14 protein-coding genes, 2 tRNA genes and 2 rRNA genes are annotated in these 18,763 nt (G+C 53.8%); 6 read left to right on the top strand and 12 right to left on the bottom strand.

Annotation, left to right across the window (positions count from 1 at the left end; genetic code table 11):
* Positions 1–66 precede the first annotated feature (66 nt).
* From RHI63_RS08695 to RHI63_RS08670, 6 genes are all read left to right on the top strand, one after another.
* Positions 67–140, top strand: a tRNA-Ile gene (locus RHI63_RS08695).
* 12 nt (positions 141–152) lie between these two features.
* A tRNA-Ala gene (locus tag RHI63_RS08690) sits at positions 153–225 on the top strand.
* Positions 226–369: 144 nt separating this feature from the next.
* Positions 370–3,984: ribosomal RNA gene (locus RHI63_RS08685) — 23S ribosomal RNA — on the top strand.
* A 129-nt stretch (positions 3,985–4,113) separates the two neighbouring features.
* Positions 4,114–4,230, top strand: a 5S ribosomal RNA gene (gene rrf, locus RHI63_RS08680).
* A 178-nt stretch (positions 4,231–4,408) separates the two neighbouring features.
* Entirely contained in the window at positions 4,409–5,722 is a 1,314-nt protein-coding gene (locus RHI63_RS08675; RefSeq protein WP_310800788.1) for a S41 family peptidase, read from the top strand.
* Positions 5,722–6,045 carry a helix-turn-helix transcriptional regulator gene (locus RHI63_RS08670; RefSeq protein WP_302678076.1) on the top strand — a complete coding sequence of 108 codons (324 nt, stop codon included), beginning with the start codon at positions 5,722–5,724 and terminating at the stop codon, positions 6,043–6,045. The genes RHI63_RS08675 and RHI63_RS08670 overlap by 1 nt, the downstream gene beginning before the upstream one ends.
* On the opposite strand, the gene RHI63_RS08665 is transcribed toward RHI63_RS08670, so the two are convergent.
* From RHI63_RS08665 to RHI63_RS08610, 12 genes are all read right to left on the bottom strand, one after another.
* Entirely contained in the window at positions 6,042–7,175 is a 1,134-nt protein-coding gene (locus RHI63_RS08665) for a cob(I)yrinic acid a,c-diamide adenosyltransferase (RefSeq protein WP_206199830.1), read from the bottom strand. The genes RHI63_RS08670 and RHI63_RS08665 overlap by 4 nt on opposite strands.
* A 34-nt stretch (positions 7,176–7,209) precedes the next feature.
* Positions 7,210–7,389, bottom strand: a complete 180-nt coding sequence (locus RHI63_RS08660; protein ID WP_206199829.1) for a hypothetical protein — start codon at positions 7,387–7,389, stop codon at positions 7,210–7,212.
* Positions 7,390–7,406: 17 nt separating this feature from the next.
* On the bottom strand, positions 7,407–8,129 hold the full coding sequence (locus RHI63_RS08655) for a Stp1/IreP family PP2C-type Ser/Thr phosphatase (RefSeq protein ID WP_206199828.1): 723 nt from the start codon (positions 8,127–8,129) through the stop codon (positions 7,407–7,409).
* Positions 8,130–8,153: 24 nt separating this feature from the next.
* Positions 8,154–9,863, bottom strand: coding sequence for an AarF/ABC1/UbiB kinase family protein (locus RHI63_RS08650; protein WP_310821494.1), 1,710 nt, complete (start codon positions 9,861–9,863; stop codon positions 8,154–8,156).
* A 68-nt stretch (positions 9,864–9,931) separates the two neighbouring features.
* Positions 9,932–11,158, bottom strand: a complete 1,227-nt coding sequence (locus RHI63_RS08645) for an MFS transporter (RefSeq protein ID WP_310800134.1) — start codon at positions 11,156–11,158, stop codon at positions 9,932–9,934.
* 49 nt (positions 11,159–11,207) lie between these two features.
* Complete coding sequence (mutS, locus tag RHI63_RS08640; RefSeq protein WP_310821493.1) at positions 11,208–13,832, bottom strand: DNA mismatch repair protein MutS; 2,625 nt, start codon at positions 13,830–13,832, stop codon at positions 11,208–11,210.
* 76 nt (positions 13,833–13,908) lie between these two features.
* On the bottom strand, positions 13,909–14,241 hold the full coding sequence (locus RHI63_RS08635; protein WP_206199824.1) for a hypothetical protein: 333 nt from the start codon (positions 14,239–14,241) through the stop codon (positions 13,909–13,911).
* Between the two features lie 98 nt (positions 14,242–14,339).
* Positions 14,340–15,743: a PP2C family protein-serine/threonine phosphatase gene (locus tag RHI63_RS08630; protein ID WP_206199823.1), complete on the bottom strand. Its 1,404-nt coding sequence runs from the start codon at positions 15,741–15,743 to the stop codon at positions 14,340–14,342.
* Positions 15,744–15,834: 91 nt separating this feature from the next.
* A complete protein-coding gene (locus RHI63_RS08625; protein WP_310821492.1) occupies positions 15,835–17,136 on the bottom strand; it encodes an MFS transporter in 1,302 nt (433 codons plus the stop codon).
* Entirely contained in the window at positions 17,133–17,960 is an 828-nt protein-coding gene (gene recO, locus RHI63_RS08620; protein WP_310821491.1) for a DNA repair protein RecO, read from the bottom strand. The genes RHI63_RS08625 and recO overlap by 4 nt, the downstream gene beginning before the upstream one ends.
* 64 nt (positions 17,961–18,024) lie before the next feature.
* Positions 18,025–18,345, bottom strand: a complete 321-nt coding sequence (locus RHI63_RS08615; protein ID WP_206199820.1) for a nucleotidyltransferase family protein — start codon at positions 18,343–18,345, stop codon at positions 18,025–18,027.
* Positions 18,342–18,755 (bottom strand): HI0074 family nucleotidyltransferase substrate-binding subunit, encoded by a 414-nt coding sequence (locus RHI63_RS08610; protein ID WP_310800133.1) that lies wholly within the window; start codon positions 18,753–18,755, stop codon positions 18,342–18,344. Before RHI63_RS08610 ends, RHI63_RS08615 begins: the two co-directional genes overlap by 4 nt.
* Between the last annotated feature and the right edge of the window lie 8 nt (positions 18,756–18,763).

The following is an 18,763-nucleotide window of genomic DNA, read 5'->3' as shown; positions in this document are numbered from 1 at the left end:
TCAATGCGGTCTAAGCACGAGGTTGACCTTGGCTTTCAAACCCTGCTAGGTTAAGCAGACAGGCATGGGCTATTAGCTCAGGTGGTTAGAGCGCACCCCTGATAAGGGTGAGGTCCCTGGTTCGAGTCCAGGATGGCCCATATCACATGCCTGGGGGTATAGCTCAGTTGGTAGAGCACCTGCTTTGCACGCAGGGGGTCAGCGGTTCGAGTCCGCTTACCTCCACGTCACTCCATCAAAGGTTGACGTGTCTGCACATCAAACTTCAGCGACAGAACCTTGAAAACTGAATAGCGATTAGTCAGGTAGTTATCTTGGATAGGACAATCACTTGTTCTATCTAGAAACACAGACACCAATGTTGACTGTGGTCAAGCTACAAAGAGCCTACGGTGGATACCTAGGCACACAGAGGCGATGAAGGACGTGGATACCGACGATACGCTTCGGGGAGCTGGAAACAAGCTTTGATCCGGAGATTTCCGAATGGGGTAACCCAGTGACTCTAACGCCAATCCATAACGTTAGAGGGCGAACCTGGCGAACTGAAACATCTTAGTAGCCAGAGGAAAAGAAAGAAAACTCGATTCCCTTAGTAGCGGCGAGCGAAAGGGGAACAGCCTAAACCAACGGGCTTGCCTGTTGGGGTCGTGGGACAGCAACGTGGAATTGAGCGGCTAGACGAAGTAGTGGAATGCTACACCAGAGAAGGTGAAAGTCCTGTAGTCAAAAGCTTAACAATCCTAGCTGTATCCCGAGTAGTCCGGAGCACGTGGAATTCCGGATGAATCTGCGAGGACCACCTCGTAAGGCTAAATACTCCTGTGTGACCGATAGCGTATAGTACCGCGAGGGAAAGGTGAAAAGAACCCCGGAAGGGGAGTGAAATAGAACATGAAACCGTAGGCTTACAAGCAGTCGAAGCTCGATTTAACGAGTGACGGCGTGCCTGTTGAAGAATGAGCCGGCGACTTATAGGTACTGGCAGGTTAAGGCAAGAATGCCGAAGCCATAGCGAAAGCGAGTCTGAATAGGGCGTTTGTCAGTATTTATAGACCCGAACCCGGGTGATCTAACCATGGCCAGAATGAAGCTTGGGTAACACCAAGTGAAGGTTCGCACCGACCGATGTTGAAAAATCGGCGGATGAGCTGTGGTTAGGGGTGAAATGCCAATCGAACCCGGAGCTAGCTGGTTCTCCCCGAAATATGTTGAGGCATAGCGGTTGTGATTATAGCAGGGGGGTAAAGCACTGATTCGGTGCGGGCTGCGAGAGCGGTACCAAATCGAGTCAAACTCTGAATACCCTGTGTACACACAGCCAGTCAGACGGTGGGGGATAAGCTTCATCGTCGAGAGGGAAACAGCCCAGACCACCAGCTAAGGTCCCTAAATCATCACTAAGTGGCAAAGGAGGTGGGGATGCTCAGACAACCAGGAGGTTTGCCTAGAAGCAGCCATCCTTAAAAGAGTGCGTAATAGCTCACTGGTCAAGCGTTCCTGCGCCGAAAATGAACGGGACTAAGTGATGTACCGAAGCTGTGGACTTACTACGTAAGTGGTAGGGGAGCGTTCTGCATTAGTTTGAAGCACTAGCGTAAGCAGGTGTGGACGAGGCAGAAGTGAGAATGTCGGCTTGAGTAGCGAAAACATTGGTGAGAATCCAATGCCCCGAAACCCCAAGGGTTCCTTCGGAAGGCTCGTCCGCGAAGGGTTAGTCGGGACCTAAGGCGAGGCCGAAAGGCGTAGTCGATGGACAACTGGTCAATATTCCAGTACTCATCTTGGTTTGTGCAGAGGGACGGAGAAGGCTAGATCAGCCGGATGTTGGTTACCGGTTCAACTGTCCGAGGTGTTGAGGAGCGGTGAAAACGCTCTGAGCTAAGGCAGGAGTACGACCCACTACGGTGGGGAAGTGATTGATGTCATGCTTCCAAGAAAAGCTCTAAGCACGTTAAGCCAAGATACCCGTACCCGAAACCGACACAGGTGGGGGGGTAGAGTATACCAAGGGGCGCGAGATAACTCTCTCTAAGGAACTCGGCAAAATGGCCCCGTAACTTCGGGAGAAGGGGTGCCACCGAGAGGTGGTCGCAGTGAAGAGGCCCAGGCGACTGTTTACCAAAAACACAGGTCTCCGCTAAGTCGTAAGACGATGTATGGGGGCTGACGCCTGCCCAGTGCCGGAAGGTTAAGGAAGCTGGTCAGCGCAAGCGAAGCTGGCGACCGAAGCCCCGGTGAACGGCGGCCGTAACTATAACGGTCCTAAGGTAGCGAAATTCCTTGTCGGGTAAGTTCCGACCCGCACGAAAGGCGTAACGATCTGGGCGCTGTCTCGGAGAGAGGCTCGGCGAAATAGAAGTGTCTGTGAAGATGCGGACTACCTGCACCCGGACAGAAAGACCCTATGAAGCTTTACTGTAGCCTGGAATTGGGTTCGGGCTTTGCTTGCGCAGGATAGGTGGGAGACGTTGAAGTATCCCTTGCGGGGGATATGGAGTCGCCGGTGAGATACCACTCTGGCAAGGCTAGAATTCTAACCTTCTGCTGTTAGCCAGCGAAGGAACAGTTTCAGGTGGGCAGTTTGACTGGGGCGGTCGCCTCCTAAATGGTAACGGAGGCGCGCAAAGGTTCCCTCAGGCTGGTCGGAAATCAGCCGTAGAGTGCAAAGGCATAAGGGAGCTTGACTGCAAGACCTACAAGTCGAGCAGAGACGAAAGTCGGCCTTAGTGATCCGACGGTTCCGCGTGGAAGGGCCGTCGCTCAACGGATAAAAGTTACTCTAGGGATAACAGGCTGATCTCCCCCAAGAGTTCACATCGACGGGGAGGTTTGGCACCTCGATGTCGGCTCATCGCAACCTGGGGCGGTAGTACGTCCCAAGGGTTGGGCTGTTCGCCCATTAAAGCGGTACGTGAGCTGGGTTCAGAACGTAAATCATTGCGTCACTTCACAGTAATGTGGAGCAGCAAACCGACTAAAATCGGTAGAATCTTGATCAGTGACGAACGGCTGATTAAGACAATACCGAGGGTAAGCAAGAGTCTCGTGACAGACGATTTAACGCTGAGTTACATTGCTGGTTTTTTGGATGGTGATGGTTGCATCAATCTTCAACTAGTGCGACGTAAGGATTACATCCTTGGTTATCAAATTCGTGCTAGCATCACCTTCTTTCAGTCTTCTTCGCATCGTTCCTTCTTGGAGTGGTTAAAGTCTATTTTCCAAGCAGGGTTTGTGAGAGATCGAAAGGATGGCTTAAGCGAGTATGCAATTGTTGATGCGCCATCTGTCTTAGAAGTGCTGCTAACTCTTCGCAGCTACCTTAAACTCAAGAAGCCACAATGTGATTTAGCAATTACTGTTCTACAGGAAGTTGTTCAATCAAGGCGATTAACGCCAGAACAATTCCTAAAACTTGCTCAGCAGGTGGATCAATTTGGTGAGCTGAATGCTTCCAAAAATCGTTCGATTCGCTCTGATCAAGTAGAACAGTTCTTGAGATCACGACAACTCTTGATCCCGTAGAGACTGAAGCCTAGGCTTGAGTTAGCCATCAAGCGTAAGCTGAGATGCTCTGAGGTTGTCAGAGACATCAAATGTCGGCTCCTGATTCGTTAATGGCGAGAGTCAGGATGAAGATATAGTCCATGCTCGTAGTGATACGAGAACAACATGCGTGAGACAGTTCGGTCCATATCCGGTGCAGGCGTAGGAGCATTGAGAGGAGTCCTCCTTAGTACGAGAGGACCGGGAGGAACGCACCTCTGGTGTACCTGTTATCGTGCCAACGGTAAACGCAGGGTAGCCATGTGCGGAGTGGATAACCGCTGAAAGCATCTAAGTGGGAAGCCCACCTCAAGATGAGTGCTCCCATGGCGTAAGCCAGTAAGGTCACGGGTAGAACACCCGTTAATAGGCTCTCGATGGAAGTCCAGTAATGGATGAAGTCTAGGAGTACTAATAGACCGAGGGCTTGACCTCATCAATCAACAGGTGTCTGATTCAATTAACTATACTGACAATCGCTATTTAGTTGAAAGGTTATTGATCCTGAATTTATCTAGCAACTCTTTAGTCTAGGTTCTCAATTCAAGAAAAATTCATGTTTCGCCTAGTGCCTATGGCGCGGTGGAACCACGCTGATCCATCCCGAACTCAGAGGTGAAACGCCGCAGCGGTGAAGATAGTCGGAGGGTCGCCTCCTGCAAAAATAGCTCGGTGCTAGGCAAAATATTCAAACCACCCCATCTAGGTTGTCTAGGTGGGGTCTTGATTTTTAAGAAATGTTTAAGGGATGATCGGTTTTGGATAGAGGAGTGACATTGATGGGTAGTTCGGTCTATATTGCATCAAATATCGCTCTCCTCAAAAGGTTTTTAGGGTCATGCCTCAATTCATGCGTTTGATGGGTCTTCGGCACTGGGTGCTGGTGGGTTCCTCGGTGGTGGCAGCGGTGTTGGCGGCGGCGTTACCAGGCTACGGACGAATGCAGGATAGCCCCAAGATGTTGGTGGATGAGGTGTGGCAAATTGTGCAGCAGGAATATGTGGATGAGTCGTTTAATCAGGTGGATTGGCTGGCGGTACGGCGGCAACTTTTGGCGCAGCGCTACACGTCGCGGGAGCAGGCCTATGCAGCTATTCGGGGAATGTTGCAGCAGTTGAATGACCCCTATACGCGCTTCATGACTCCAGAGGAGTTTACGGCTTTGCGCACGCAAACGTCGGGGGAAGTTTCGGGGATTGGTATTCGCTTGACGGTGGATGAAAAGACACAACAGTTGACCATTTTGGAGCCGCTGGAAAATTCACCTGCAACTAAGGCGGGAATTCGGGCGGGCGATCGCCTGCTGGCCATTGATGGTCACTCTACTCGGCGGATGTCGATTGAGGAGGCATCGCGGCGGATTCGGGGGCGGGTGGGGACTCCCATTGAACTTCAGTTGTTTCGCCCTAATCGCGGTACCTTTCGCCTGACGCTGACACGGGCATTGATTGAACTCCCTGCGGTGCGATCGCTGGTGAAGGAAGAAGGTGGTGCCCGCATTGGCTATATCTATCTGAGTGAATTTACTGCCCATGCAGCGGATCAGTTGCGCGCGGCGATTCGCAAGCTAGAGGCGGAGAAGGTGGAGGGGTTTGTTTTGGATTTGCGCGGGAATCCAGGAGGACTATTGCAGGCAGGCATTGATATTGCCCGCATGTGGTTGAATCAAGGTTTGATTGTGCGTACGGTCGATCGCAGTGGCCACAGTGAGCAGGCACGGGCGAATCAATCGGCATTGACGAATTTGCCCCTCGTGGTTTTGGTGGATCACCGCTCTGCTAGCAGTAGTGAAATTCTCACAGGGGCATTGCAGGATAACGGTCGTGCGATTGTGGTGGGCACGCCAACCTACGGTAAGGCCTTGGTACAATCCATTCATCAATTGAGTGATGGTTCAGGATTGTCGGTGACGGTTGCCCATTACTACACGCCCAATGGCACAGATATTAACCGCACAGGGATTACGCCGAATGTAATGGTGACGCTGCCGCAAGAGGTGAGTACCAATCCCCGTTTGTGGACGACAGCAGCCGATCGCTTGTACCAAGCAGGGGTGGCTCAATTGCGCCAAGTCATTTATCGCAGTCAAGCGCCTAAGCCTGTGAATACGGCGCAAACAGGGGAGCAGGAGCAGTTTCGCCAGCCCCTTGGTGTCCCTTGTCCGGTGCAGTGATGGTTGTTTCAGAGATTGATCAGGAATACCCCGCTGAGATTCAATTGGCCTTTCATGCCCTTGGGGAGCCGTTGCGGTTGAAGGTGATTGAGATTCTGCATCGGGAGGAGCTATGTGTCTGTGATCTGTGCGATCGCCTGCACCTGACCCCCTCAAAACTCTCGTTTCATCTGCGGGCACTGCGGCAAGCCAATCTCGTGCTGTCGCGTCAAGAAGGGCGGTGGGTCTATTACCGCCTCAATCGTCCCCAATTTGAAGTCCTAATGGCCTATTTGCAGCAGTTTACGGTGGGGGAAACGGTGCTGGCTCGCATCTGTTCTTAAAAATCAATGCCGCGCTTGAGATCAACGCCTTTTTCAGCATAGTGCTTGTGGCAGATCATCTCCGAGTGGACGCTGGCGAGTTCAAAGTAGGCGGGGGGATATTTGCAGCGACCGGTAATAATGATTTCCGTGGTGCGCGGCTTGCGCAGGAGTGTTTGGACAATCGGTTCGACGGGGAGAAGCTCGAGGTCAACGGTGGGGTTGAGTTCATCGAGAATAATGGTCTTGTAAAGGCCAGAGGCAATGGCGGCTCGAGCAATTTCCCAGCCGCGTTCGGCTTCGATGTAGTCAATTTCCTGCTGCTGACCGCGCCAGACAATGGCATCCCGACCACAGCGGTGATGATCCACTAAATGGGGATAGCTCTCTTTGAGGGCAGCGATCGCGGCATCTTCGGTGTAGCCTTGCCCCCCCTTGAGCCACTGGAGAATGAGCACACGGTGGGATTGATCGCGGCTAATTCCTTTGCCGATCGCCTGAAGGGCTTTACCGAGGGCACTGGTGGACTTGCCTTTGCCGTCACCCGTATAGATTTCAATGCCTTCAATGCCCTGTTCTTGAGCCGTAGGATGCACAAGGGGACGCATCTCGGAGTGGAGGTCAGCAATTTGCAGGAGTTGGGCAGGAGCCCCCCGGCCAGTGGCAATAATTTCTAGGTGTTCGGGCTTGCGGCGGAGGGTGTTGACAACTTCATCAACGGGCAAAAGGCCTAAATCTAGGACGGGGTTGAGTTCATCTAAAACAATGACGGAATAGAGACCAGAGGCGATCGCTCCCTTGGCAATATCCCAACCCCGCTGGGCTTCTTGGCGATCAAATTTGGTAATTTCTTCGGCGGTAAAGTATTCTGCGCGCCCCGTCCGCACTTGATCGATTAAATGGGGAAACCCGCGCTGCAGCGCTTCAATGGCGGCATCTTCGGCATAGGCACGGCCGGGTCCTTTGAGAAAGCGCAACAAGAGTACCCGAGTGGGCCAGGCAGAGGCAATACCCAGACCAATGGAGCGCAGAACAACCCCGAGGGCAGCTTGGGATTTGCCCTTACCGGCACCGTCATAGACGTGGAGCTGACCGCTCACCCGTCCGGGGCGAATCTGAGCGGTTTGAATGCCAATACCTGCACGGGTCATAGGGGTGTGAATCAAAGAATCTAGAGGGATTGTATCAAGGGCGGGGTGGGGTTTTGAGAACAACTGCTTCAACCGTTAGATCTGTGGTAGTGGTGGCGGTAATCGCCCAACGCAGGGGCTGACCATGGGCTTGCAGGGTCTGTTCGATGGCCTCATGGAAAGGCGGGGAGAGGGTATGTCGGGGTAGGGTCAGACGGATAAATTCCGTTTGCATAGGTTTTGCTTGATGGGTTAAACACCAATGACAACGACGGTGACATTGTCACGGCCACCGTGGGTTTTAGCTGCATTGACAAGGGCGGTTGCTGCTTTTTCGACATTGGGTTCACTGAGGTAGATACTGATCACCTCGTCGGTGAGTTCTTCAGTTAAGCCGTCACTGCACAGCAGCAGGCGATCGCCCGGCTCTAGATCAATGGGTTGAATATCAATTTGGGTGAGGTCTTCGCGGCCTAGGCACTGGGAGAGGACATGGCGCCACGGATGCTGCCGCGCCTGCTCAATGGTCAAGCTACCCAGTTGTACGGCTTGGGCAATCCAAGTGTGATCGCTGGTAATTTGCTGGAGTTGGTCTTTGCGCCAGCGGTAGATGCGGGAGTCGCCCACATGGGCGCACCAAGCGCGATCGCCCTTTTCATCAACGAGAACCACCACAGCCGTTGTCCCCATATCAGCACGGGCAGTATTTTGGCGTTGCTGCTCAACAATGGCGTGATTGGCAGCGAGAAAGGCTTGGCGGAGTAGGGTCACAGGGTCATGCTGCAGGTCTTCAAGGTGGGTTTCCAAGAATGCCTGAATATGTTCGACAGCTAAACGACTGGCTTCCTCGCCCCCAGCGTGCCCACCCATGCCATCGGCCACAATAAAAAAACGCTGATGCTTTTCGTCAATATAAAAAGCATCCTGATTGCTTTTGCGAATCAGACCACAATCAGTTAAGCCGGCAACGTCCATGACCCCCCTATGTTGGGCTGCTTGTTAAAACATTTTTTCATACTTATCGAGTTTAAGCATTAGTCGCCAATAGAGGATACCAAACCATACCGCTAATGCGGCTGCCACACCCGCCAAGAGGAGATACTGGTTCACGAATAAAATTGTCGCCACTAAGGAAAAACTGCCAATAAGGACGACATAATTTAGCCCTAAGTTAATGTTACTCAGGCGCCGCAGAATGCGATCGCTCTCACTGGAACGGACGCGCAAGCGCAAATCACCATTTTCCAGTTTATCGAGCACCTCTTCAAGGCGACGGGGCAAGCCAATGGCACTGCTGCCCACTTGAGCCGCTTGCCGACTCAGTTCAGAGAAAAGACTGCCATTACTGGGATCGGGGAAGTTTCCGTTGGTCATAAGTTCGGTCGCAAATGGTTGGGCAACTTGCATGAAGTTAAAGTCTTTGTCGAGTCCCTTGCCTACCCCCTCTAGGGTGGAAAACGCCCGCATCACAAAGGTAAAGGTGGCGGGAAAACGGAAGGGTTGGTCATAGGCAATTTCGTAGAGGTCATCGCTAATTTGAGCCACCGATTGGGCTTCAAAGGACTGGTTCATGAAATTGTCGAGGAGATACTGAATCGAGCGACGTACCGGCCCTAGATCGCCTGTGGGAACCAACGCTCCTAGCTCTACAAGGCACTGTACCACCTGTTCGGCATCCCGTTGGGCAATGCTTAAAAATGTTTTCAGCAATTTATCGCGAGTCACAGGTTGAATGCGCCCCATCATGCCAAAGTCGTAGAAAATCAGTTGGCCGTTGGGGCTGACGGCAATGTTGCCCGGATGGGGGTCAGCGTGGAAAAAGCCGTCATTGAGAACTTGATAGAGGTAGGCCTTGGCACCGAGTTCAGCAAGGCGTTTGCGGTCTAGACCCGCCGCTTCGAGGGCTTCGTAGTGGCTAATTTTAATCCCCGGTAAGTACTCAAGAGTGAGCACACGCCGTGAGGTATACCGCCAATAGACGCGAGGAACACAGGCCCAGTCGCGATCGCGAAAGTTGCGGCGGAAGGTGTCGGCATTGCGTCCCTCATTGAGGTAGTCAATTTCTTCGTAGAGAATGCGACAACACTCATCGTAGATGCCCATCCAGTCGCGCCCTTGCCCCCATTTGGGGTGGTTTTGAAAGTATTGGGCAATGCCTTTGAGAATCGCTAGATCAATGTCAAACAACTGCCGCAGGCCGGGGCGTTGGACTTTGACCACCACTTCTTCGCCTGAGAGCAGTTGCGCTTTGTGGACTTGACCCAGACTGGCGGCGGCCATGGGGATGGGATCAAAACTGCGAAACAGTTCAGGGATATGGCGGCCAAAGTCTTCGTAGATGATTTTTTCGACTAGCTCGTAACTAAAGGCGGGGACGCGATCTTGGAGCTTGCTCAGTTCTTCGACGTATTCGCTGGGGAAGAGATCGGCACGGGTGGAAAAGAGTTGCCCCAGTTTAATGAAGGTGGGGCCAAGGTCAAGGAAGGTTTCGCGAATCCAAATCGCTTGGGCACGGCGTCGCGTCGCACGCTTAGCATCGGTCATACCGCCCCAGTAGCTCCAAGATTTGGTGAGGAGCCAACGGCCAAAGAGAAATCGCCAGACAAAAAACCAAATATCAAAGAAGCGCCGCGTTTTTGAGTAACGCTCGCGATTCCAACGGTAGGATTTGCCGGTGGGCGTCAAACTGGCCGAAACTGGTGTGGACACACGCTTTTCCCTAGTGGGTGATCTCAACAAATTGTAACGAATCCCTAACGATACCAAAGAATAATAGGCTACAGGGCATAGCGATCGCGCCCCATGCCGAGGGCAAAACGCAGGGAATCGGGCAGGCTTTTGCTACTAGCGGTTAAAAAGAAGGTTAGCCCCAAGAGGCTAAAGACCGCCGCCATGCGAAAGATGAGGCGATAACCCAAAGGATCAATCAGCCCCCCCAGCACTGGCCCTGCCAAGGCCATCCCCAGATCAAAGCCCCCTAAACTGAGGCTGAGAACCCGTCCCCGCTCATCGGTGGTGGAGCGATCGGCCATCAGGGCAGCGACCATGGGAATCAGGACACCGCCGGCAAGACCTTCAAGAATCGCCGCCCAGAGGATATCCAAGGGGGTTTGGGCTTGAGCGAGGAGCACCATTGAGACCACATAGCAGGCAAGGCTGGCGGAGATAAAAATGCCCCTTCCCCAGTGATCGGAGGCAGAACCCGTGGCCACACGACCGATAAAGCTGGCGATCGCCGCCACGGAGTAAAACAGCCCTGCGGAAATGTCGAGCCGCTCAGCCGCAATAAACAGGGGAATAAAGGTGGCGATCGTGCCAAAGGTCAGCCCTACACTCAGCATCACCAAGCTGGGAATCCGCAGCCGTTCTGAAAGCAAGAGCCGCCAAAAGAGGGCTTTCTCTGGGCGAGACCCTCCACAGTCCTGTGGGATATTCACCGCCCGCACGCCTGCGGCAGCCATGAACCCAAGGGCAGCTAAGCTACTGGCAACCATGAAGACCAAGCTATGACTGTAGTTCATTTGCAGCCAACTGCCGAGACTCGGTCCGAGGGCAACCCCAATGGGATGGACAAGGCTGGTGTAGCCAATGATTTCACCGCGATGCTCAGGTGGGGCAATATCCGTCACCAGTGCCATGTAGCCGGTGGTAAAGCCAGCGATGCTCACGCCATGGAGAAGGCGCACCACAACAAGGAGGGGTAGGTTGTGGCTGACGATATAAAACAGGGGAGCGATCGCGGCCACCGCGAGGCCAATCAGCAGTGTAATTTTGCGTCCCCGGCGATCGGCCAGAGGCCCTAACCACGAGCGGGAAGCAATCAGCCCTACGGCAAAGGCACCCATGACAAACCCCACCTGATGGGGCGTGCCCCCCTTCTCAGCAATGTAGAGGGGTAACGTGGGCAACATTGCCGCAATGCTCGACCAAAACAAAAGGCCGGCTACGATGAGCCTCAACAGGGTTTGCCGCAAGGGTGGGGGTAACTTCAGCAGGAGAACCACGGATCCCCCTTGTTAACAAAACGTTACATTTTCTATTCTAGCCAAGGAATTAAAAGGGTAGCTCGCCCTGATCAATTTCGGGGGTAGTTGGTGTGCCATTCATTTGGCTTTTGCGTAGTCCCACGGCAATTTTGCTGTGCTTCTCAATTTGGCGCATCACTTCACGGGCACGTTGAATCACGATGGGGGGCAATCCGGCAAGGCGTCCCGCTTCAATGCCGTAGGAGCGATCGGCACCGCCGGGCTTGACTTGGTGGAGAAAAATAATCTCGTCGGGGAGTTCTTTGACCACCACTTGGTAGTTGGCCACATTGGGCAGTAGCGTTGCCAGTTGATTCAGTTCGTGGTAGTGGGTGGCAAAAATGGTGCGGGATTTGAGTGTGGTGGCTAGGTATTCTGCCACTGACCAAGCGATCGCCAGCCCATCAAAAGTGGCCGTACCGCGCCCAATTTCATCGAGGAGAACCAGGGAGCGATCGCCCGCATGGTTGAGGATATTGGCCGTTTCATTCATCTCCACCATAAAGGTAGATTGACCCGTGGCGAGATCGTCAACGGCACCCACCCGCGTAAAAATGCGATCGCACACTCCCAAAGTAGCACTGGTGGCGGGCACATAACTGCCCATTTGCGCCAGCAGTTGAATCAAACCCACCTGCCGTAGATAACAACTTTTGCCACTGGCATTGGGGCCTGTCAGCACCATCAAATCAGCGCTTGTACCGAGTTCCGTATCGTTGGGAACGAAAAACCCCGCTGGTAGCATCTGCTCCACGACCGGATGGCGCCCGCCGCGAATCTGAAGCTGGCGATCGCGGGTCATTTGCGGTCGGCAATAGCCCTGATACAACGCCACCTCTGCTAACCCCAAAAGGGCATCTACCGCTGCCACCGCTGCCGCAATCTCACGAATCGTTGAGGCCTGAGCGGCCACCTGCTCCCGCAACTGCACAAAATACTGGTACTCCAGTTCAAAAAGATGGCTTTGAGCCGCCAATAGCCGTGCTTCCCGTTCCTTGAGTTCCGCCGTGATAAAGCGTTCCTCATTTGTTAGGGTTTGTTTGCGGATATAGTCATCGGGGACTTGATTCAGCTTGGCGCGGGAGACACTCAGATAGTAGCCAAAGACTTTGGTATAGCCCACTTTGAGCGTGGTAATGCCTGTGCGTTGCCGTTCTTGGGCTTCTAAATTAAGAATCCACTGCTGATCTTGCTCAATTTGCTGGCGTTGCTGATCTAGTTCGGGGTAGGCACCCGATCGCAGGAGACCCCCTTCGGTGAGACTAATGGGGGGCTGATCCACAAGGGCTGCGCTGAGGGTATCCGCCAACTGCTCAATCACCGGTGGCAGCTGGGCAAGGGCTTGGAGATAGGGCGATTGGGTTGCCGTCACAACCGCCGCAAGGGAAACTAACGTGCGAAAGGAGTCCCGCAGTGCCGCTAAATCACGGGCATTGGCCGTCCCAGAACCCGCCCGACCCGCTAGGCGTTCAAGGTCATAAATTTCCTGAAGGTGGCGGTGCAGACTCTGACGTAGGCTACTATTGGCCATTAATTCAGCAATAGCCTCTTGGCGCGCCGTGATGTGCTCAATATCAAGGAGGGGTTGCAGGAGCCAGCGGCGTAATAGACGCCCCCCCATCGCCGTCGTTGTGCGATCGATCGCCCACAGGAGCGAGCCTTGGAAGCTGCCATCGCGGACAGTTTGCGTCAGTTCTAGATTGCGGCGGGTTTGCGGGTCGAGAAAGAGATACTGGGCGAGGGAGTAGGTGCTGAGGTTTTGCAGGGGCACCGGTTGTTGGCGATGGGTTTCATCCAAGTAGGCCAAGAGGCCACCGGCCGCCCGCATGGCAAGGGGCAGATGCTCACAGCCAAAGCCTTCAAGGGATTTGACCTGAAAACGTTGACACAGGCGTTGGCGTGCTTCCGCTGCCTGAAAATCTTGGGGCGATCGCAGGGTGTAGCACCACTGGGGCGGCAATTCAGGGGGCAATTGATCCTGAGCTTCACCCGGGCGCAAAACGCGATTAATGTCTGGAGCCTGACTAGGAAGGAGAATCTCTGCGGGTTGTAACCGGTTGAGTTCAGCAATTAACTCGGCGCGATCGCTGCTTTGGGTGGTACAAAACTCCCCCGTCGAAACATCGGCATAGGCCAATCCCCAATGACTCCCAGAAAGCAGAACAGCAGCTAAAAAATTATTGCGGCGCGGTTGGAGCAGTTCTGTGTCCAACACCGTTCCTGGCGTAAACACTCGGGTCACTTCCCGCTTCACCAGTCCTTGAGCTTGGGCGGGGTCTTCCACTTGATCGCAGATGGCAATGGCGTAGCCCTTTTCAATAAGGGTGCGGCAATAGCGTTCAAGGGCATGGTGGGGAATGCCAGCCATGGCCACCCGGCCAACTTCTTTGCCCCCCTCTTTACCGGTGAGCACCAGTTCCAGCTCGCGGGCAACGGTGCAGGCGTCTTGAAAAAAGGTTTCGTAGAAATCGCCTACGCGGTAGAGCAGCAGCGCTTGGGGATAGGCATCTTTGAGTTCAGCATAGTGCTGCAGCATCGGCGTCAACAGCGATCGCTCCACCTCATCGTGGCGCACCTGTAGGCCAGGGTTGCGTCCTAAGCGCAGGGCAGGGGACTCAGTCTCAGAATGGGGCAGCGGGCGATCGTCGGACATAGCAACGTCACAACTTCCTGTGGTGTGCTCCAAAGGGACTTTATATTATAGTTTTCCCTATCGTGGCGTAGCGCACCTAATACTCATCTCCCGTAGTCTCCATGAAGAGCCACTCTGCCAGTCCCGGACTATGTTCCCCAAGGATGGACATTGCCTCTTGAAAGCGGCTACGTTGCACATTGGCCTTGCTGATGCGTTCCGGATACGTAGTCATCAAGAGATAGGGTTGGCTTTCGCTGGATTGGACAAAGGTTTCCACACCAGTAACAAGGGGATGGATTTCAAAAAAATGGTGGAGCGTCATTGCTTGATTCAGCATTTTCGCTTCGACAAGACCCAAATAACGGGTGAGGGTATCCCAAATGGCCTCATCATCGCAGCGGAAGCTGACCTCGACAAAGTAGCGCATCCCCACCTCACACGCCTCTGTGGCTATCTTAACCGTTTGTATTGATCTTATTGTCAAGATGCTTGGGGTGACTGCTGGACAAGCGGCGGCTCTATCCCCTATTGGTCAATGACTCGCAGAATCACCAACGTCATATCATCGCTGCGCCGGCCATTGGCATTGGTAAAGGCATCAACGGCATCGAAGATGTAGTCTAATAAGGCCTGAGCGCCCAAACCCTTGGCACAGCCCTCTTTGAAGACTGCTGCGAGGCGCTCTTCCTCAAAGCGTTTACCTTTCGGATTATCGGCTTCTGTGATGCCATCCGTGTAGTAAACCACCGTGTCGCCGGGTTGCAGTCGCACTTCTGCCTCTTGATATTGGCTGCGAGTATCCAAACCAATAAGCATGCCGTAGGTGTCTAGCCGATGGATAGTCCCCGTTTCAGCCCGCCACAGCAGGGGGGGAAGGTGAGCCGCATTACTGTAGGCCAAGAGCCGGGTTTGGGGATTGTACTCAGAGTAAAAGAGGGTAACAAAGCGATGGGAGCTTTCTAAATCCGGCTGCATCGCCCGATTGAGGTGCTGCAAAATTCGACTGGGACGGTGACCATTGAGGGCTTCTGCCCGCAGCATGCCGCGGGTCATGGTCATGATCAATCCGGCCGGTACCCCCTTACCCATCACATCCCCAATGGCAATGCCCCAACGGCCTTGCTCGATCTCCTTTTGATCACCGAGGCCATAGGTAATGGGGATAAAGTCATAGTAGTCTCCCCCCACCCAACTGGCGGTGCGGCACTCGGCGGCTAGCTCGAGGCCGTGGATTTTGGGGCAGCGGTGGGGCAAGAGTCGCCGTTGAATTTCTGCCCCAATTTCCAGTTCCCGATCCAAACGCTGGCGATCGCGCAACTTTAAGGCCAGTTCATCATTGGCAATGGCCACGGCTGTTTGATCCGCGATCACCTGCAACAGTTGCTGCCGTGTTTCATTCCACTCGTATTCGGGTTGCTGACTAAAAACGTAGAGCCGCCCCCGCTCCGTGAGTCCCGAATCCTTGACGAGAATCGCCGTGCCGTAGAACTGAATGCCTTGGGGGAGACGTTCTCGCAGTTGCTGATCCAAAAGTTGCTCAAGCCGAGGACGGCTGATCTCGCGATCGCTCCCCGCATCAATTGCAGCCATACCAACGCTATTGGCAAGGGTGCGGGTGGCCGTTTCTAGGGCGGCGCGAATATTGGGGCACTGATCGCTGGCGTGACAATGGAGTTGTTCAAGACGAGCCTGACCATCGGCGCGAAATAAAACCAGGGCCGCGGCCTCCGCCTCCGTCACGCGGCAGGTAATCAGCGGGATCAGTTCAAAAAATTGATTCAGGTTGTTGAAACTCCGCAGCGCAAAGCTCAGGGAGGCCAATAGCTCCTGAATTTTACTATTTTCCCGCTGTAACCGCGACACCATTTCCTTGAGGGCGATCACAGGGCTAGAGGAGGTCGTAGAGGATGAGGGGAAGGCAGGTGACATGGCAAGTTACGCCAGCAAAAGCGTCAATTGACTCTACAGCGTAGCGCAAAAAACGTCAAGATGAAAGGATTTAAGATTTTTTATGGAACTTTTAGAGCAGGCCGCCAGTCACCATGCCGTTGCGATGGTTGAGGGTCATCAGCGTCCCACCAAGGGCGATCGCCCCCCCCAAGCCGATGAGTATAGGTTGCAGTCCCCACCACGTCTCCGCTAAACCAACCACCGCCAAGGGCACACTGAGGGCAATATTCACGAGGTTATTTTGCAGGCCAAAAATCGCCCCTCGCTGTTCGGCTGGGGTCATCAGTTGAATTAAGGTTTGCATTGGAATCGCCACAAAGGCCGCAAAGAAGCCCAAACCAATGATGTAGCCCATGCTCCAAGCCAAAGAATCTAGACTCAAGGACAGACCAAGAAACATGCCCCCCATGCCCCAACAGCCCACTAAACCCGACCAGCCGTAGGCAAAGTGCTTGCCCACTGTATTCAAAAGCAGTGCCCCTAGCCCGAGTCCGCCGGCCGCAGCCGCCAAAAGAAACCCAAATTGATCCGTATCGAGGCTGGGTAAGACCTCCGCAAGGCGCACTACCAAAACCGACATCGCCGCGACAATGGCAAACAGCAGGATGAGTTGCAGCAGGGCAAAACGCAGGGCTGTATATTCCTGCAAAAGCTGAAGGCCTTGGTGGAGTTCTTGCCACACTTGACGATAGCGGCTTGGTGGCAGATGACACTGATCCGGTGGCCGCAGCAGCATGAGTAGGAGTGCTGCCCCGCCATAGCAGGCACTGACAAAGACAGCCCCACCCCACTGGGAGTGCCAGTGGCTCGCAAGATTCAAAAGCGGCTCACCCGCAGCGAACCCCACCACGAGAGCAGCCATCATCGTCAGGGTATAGAGGGAGTTGGCCGACAGCAGATGGGACTTATCCACCAGCAGCGGAATGGCCGCCTGTTCTGCGGGGGCAAAAAACTGGGTTAAACAGGAAATCGTAAACGTGATCAGCAACAGCGCCATAAACCCAAACCATTGCCCGGCGCCAAGGAGAATCGTGATCGGAATCCCTAAGACAAGGAGGGCACGGTAGAGATTGGTCACGATAAGTACCTGTTTTTTTGACCAGCGATCCACCAGCACCCCCGCCACCGATCCGAGGAGAATGGCCGGAATCGTAAAGGCCACCATGATGGCCGACACCCAGCCACTAATACTCTGGTGTGCCGCTTGGAAAAACTCTGTAGTGAGGGCAATTACAAATACAAGGTAAATTTTGTCAGCCAACTGTGAGCAGACCTGCGCCAACCAAAGAGCAATAAAATTGCGGTTTTGCCAGAGGGGAGGCACCGGTGGTAGGGGGAGATCCAAGCGAATGTCTTGCTGCTCAATGGTCATGGCTGGGACACCGCAACAGGTGAAAAACAACTATCAAGGAGGGGGGGCACCCGCAACGTTTGCTCCAGATGAAATTGCAGGTACTGGCGCAACACCCGCTCAAGGGACAGCCAAACACTGAGGGGATAGGCCTCGGCTTGGGCAAGGAATTCATCCCGTGCTAAGGATGGGGTGGTGGGTCGTGCAAGCCATTGCCCGAGGCGCACTTCACTGGCTGTCAGTTGGCGATCGCCCCCCGAAGATCCCCTGTCGTTCCCTTCTTCTGTAAGGGTAAAAACGCCTCCCCTAGCAAAACTAAAGCCCACCCGCCAGTCGGTATCCGCTGCAGGCACAGCAATTTCGCAGCCACTTTCATGGCACTGGTACCATTCTGGGGCAATGCCCCCCAATCGCAAGATGCCCCACAGGCCGCGCACCAATAGCGCTAGGGCAGCGCGACTCGAAACCCCCTGAAGCTGGTCTAAGGTGGTACAGAGCCAATCAAAGAGATCCGGTTGAGGCTGCTGCGGATGGACTTGGTAGAGCACCACCTCACCGAGATATTGGGCAGCGGTCAGAGTGGTCAAGTGGCTGTTGAGGCCTTGGTAGGTGGCGACTGTTTCTGCTTGCAGAATGCGATCTAAATTGCGGCCAGGACTAATAAAGAGGTCGTTGACGACAAACAAATCCACCCGTCCGCCCAGTTTCGAGCGGCAGCCACGGCTATGGGGGGCGACTAACTTCAACAGCCCGCGATCGCGACTAAAGACACTGAGCAGGCGATCGCTTTCCCCCAGGGGCATGGCCTTGAGGTTAATGCCAATTGTGCGGTAGGTGCGACCCATCCCAAGTATCCAGACAATAGCGGCAGATTGTTCGCCTATCTTTTAGCCTATCGCGGCCCGTCCCCTAAACAGTGATCAACTTGTTGCGGGCAAACCATTCCACCCCATGCTGGTTAATCTCTTCCCGCAGGGTTGAATTCTCAATACTGTGATAGATGAGGAGATCCACCCGTTGGGCAATGGGCAGTTCAGCGATCGCCTCGGCAAGGGCAGCTTGATCACTAAGGGTGAGGTTCTCGCCAAAGAGGGCAATATCAATATCCGAAGTTGTTCTGAAGGTACCGATCGCCCGTGAGCCAAAGAGGACGATTCGTTCTACCTTGGGATTGGCCGTTAGAGTGTCAATGATGGCTTTGCGTTTTTCTGGGGTGAGTCCGTCCGTCATTGTTGATATTTTTCCTGTAAGCAGTTGTACAGTTTCCGAAAAACAGGAGTAAACCTGTGTTTGATCAGTCGTTCCGCCTCTTTTGTCGTTTGCTCTTCGTAGGTATGGCTCAAGAGATTTCGCCTTGCCAAGGCATCTAGCAGTATCTCCGTGTCTTCCTCGGTGAGATAGCCTGTCTCAAAGGCCTTGCGAATAGCTTCTCTGGGAGTTTTCACATCCAGCCCCTCATAAAAAAGAAGGTCTCTCAATGTTTTCCACGCTAGCTCAAGGGTGAACTCAAACATTTGTACCAGACCGGCTCGCTCTAGTTCCGAATACTCCTCCTGAGCACAGGCGGTTTCTAGGCGGATTAGGGCGCGACCAAAGTTCTGCAACCGCTGTTGCCAACGCATCGCATCTCTATTCGTCATGTTTTATG

Source organism: Thermosynechococcus sp. GLH187 (assembly GCF_031583395.1).
Taxonomy (GTDB): domain Bacteria; phylum Cyanobacteriota; class Cyanobacteriia; order Thermosynechococcales; family Thermosynechococcaceae; genus Thermosynechococcus.
This window is presented reverse-complemented; position numbering and strand designations above follow the sequence as displayed.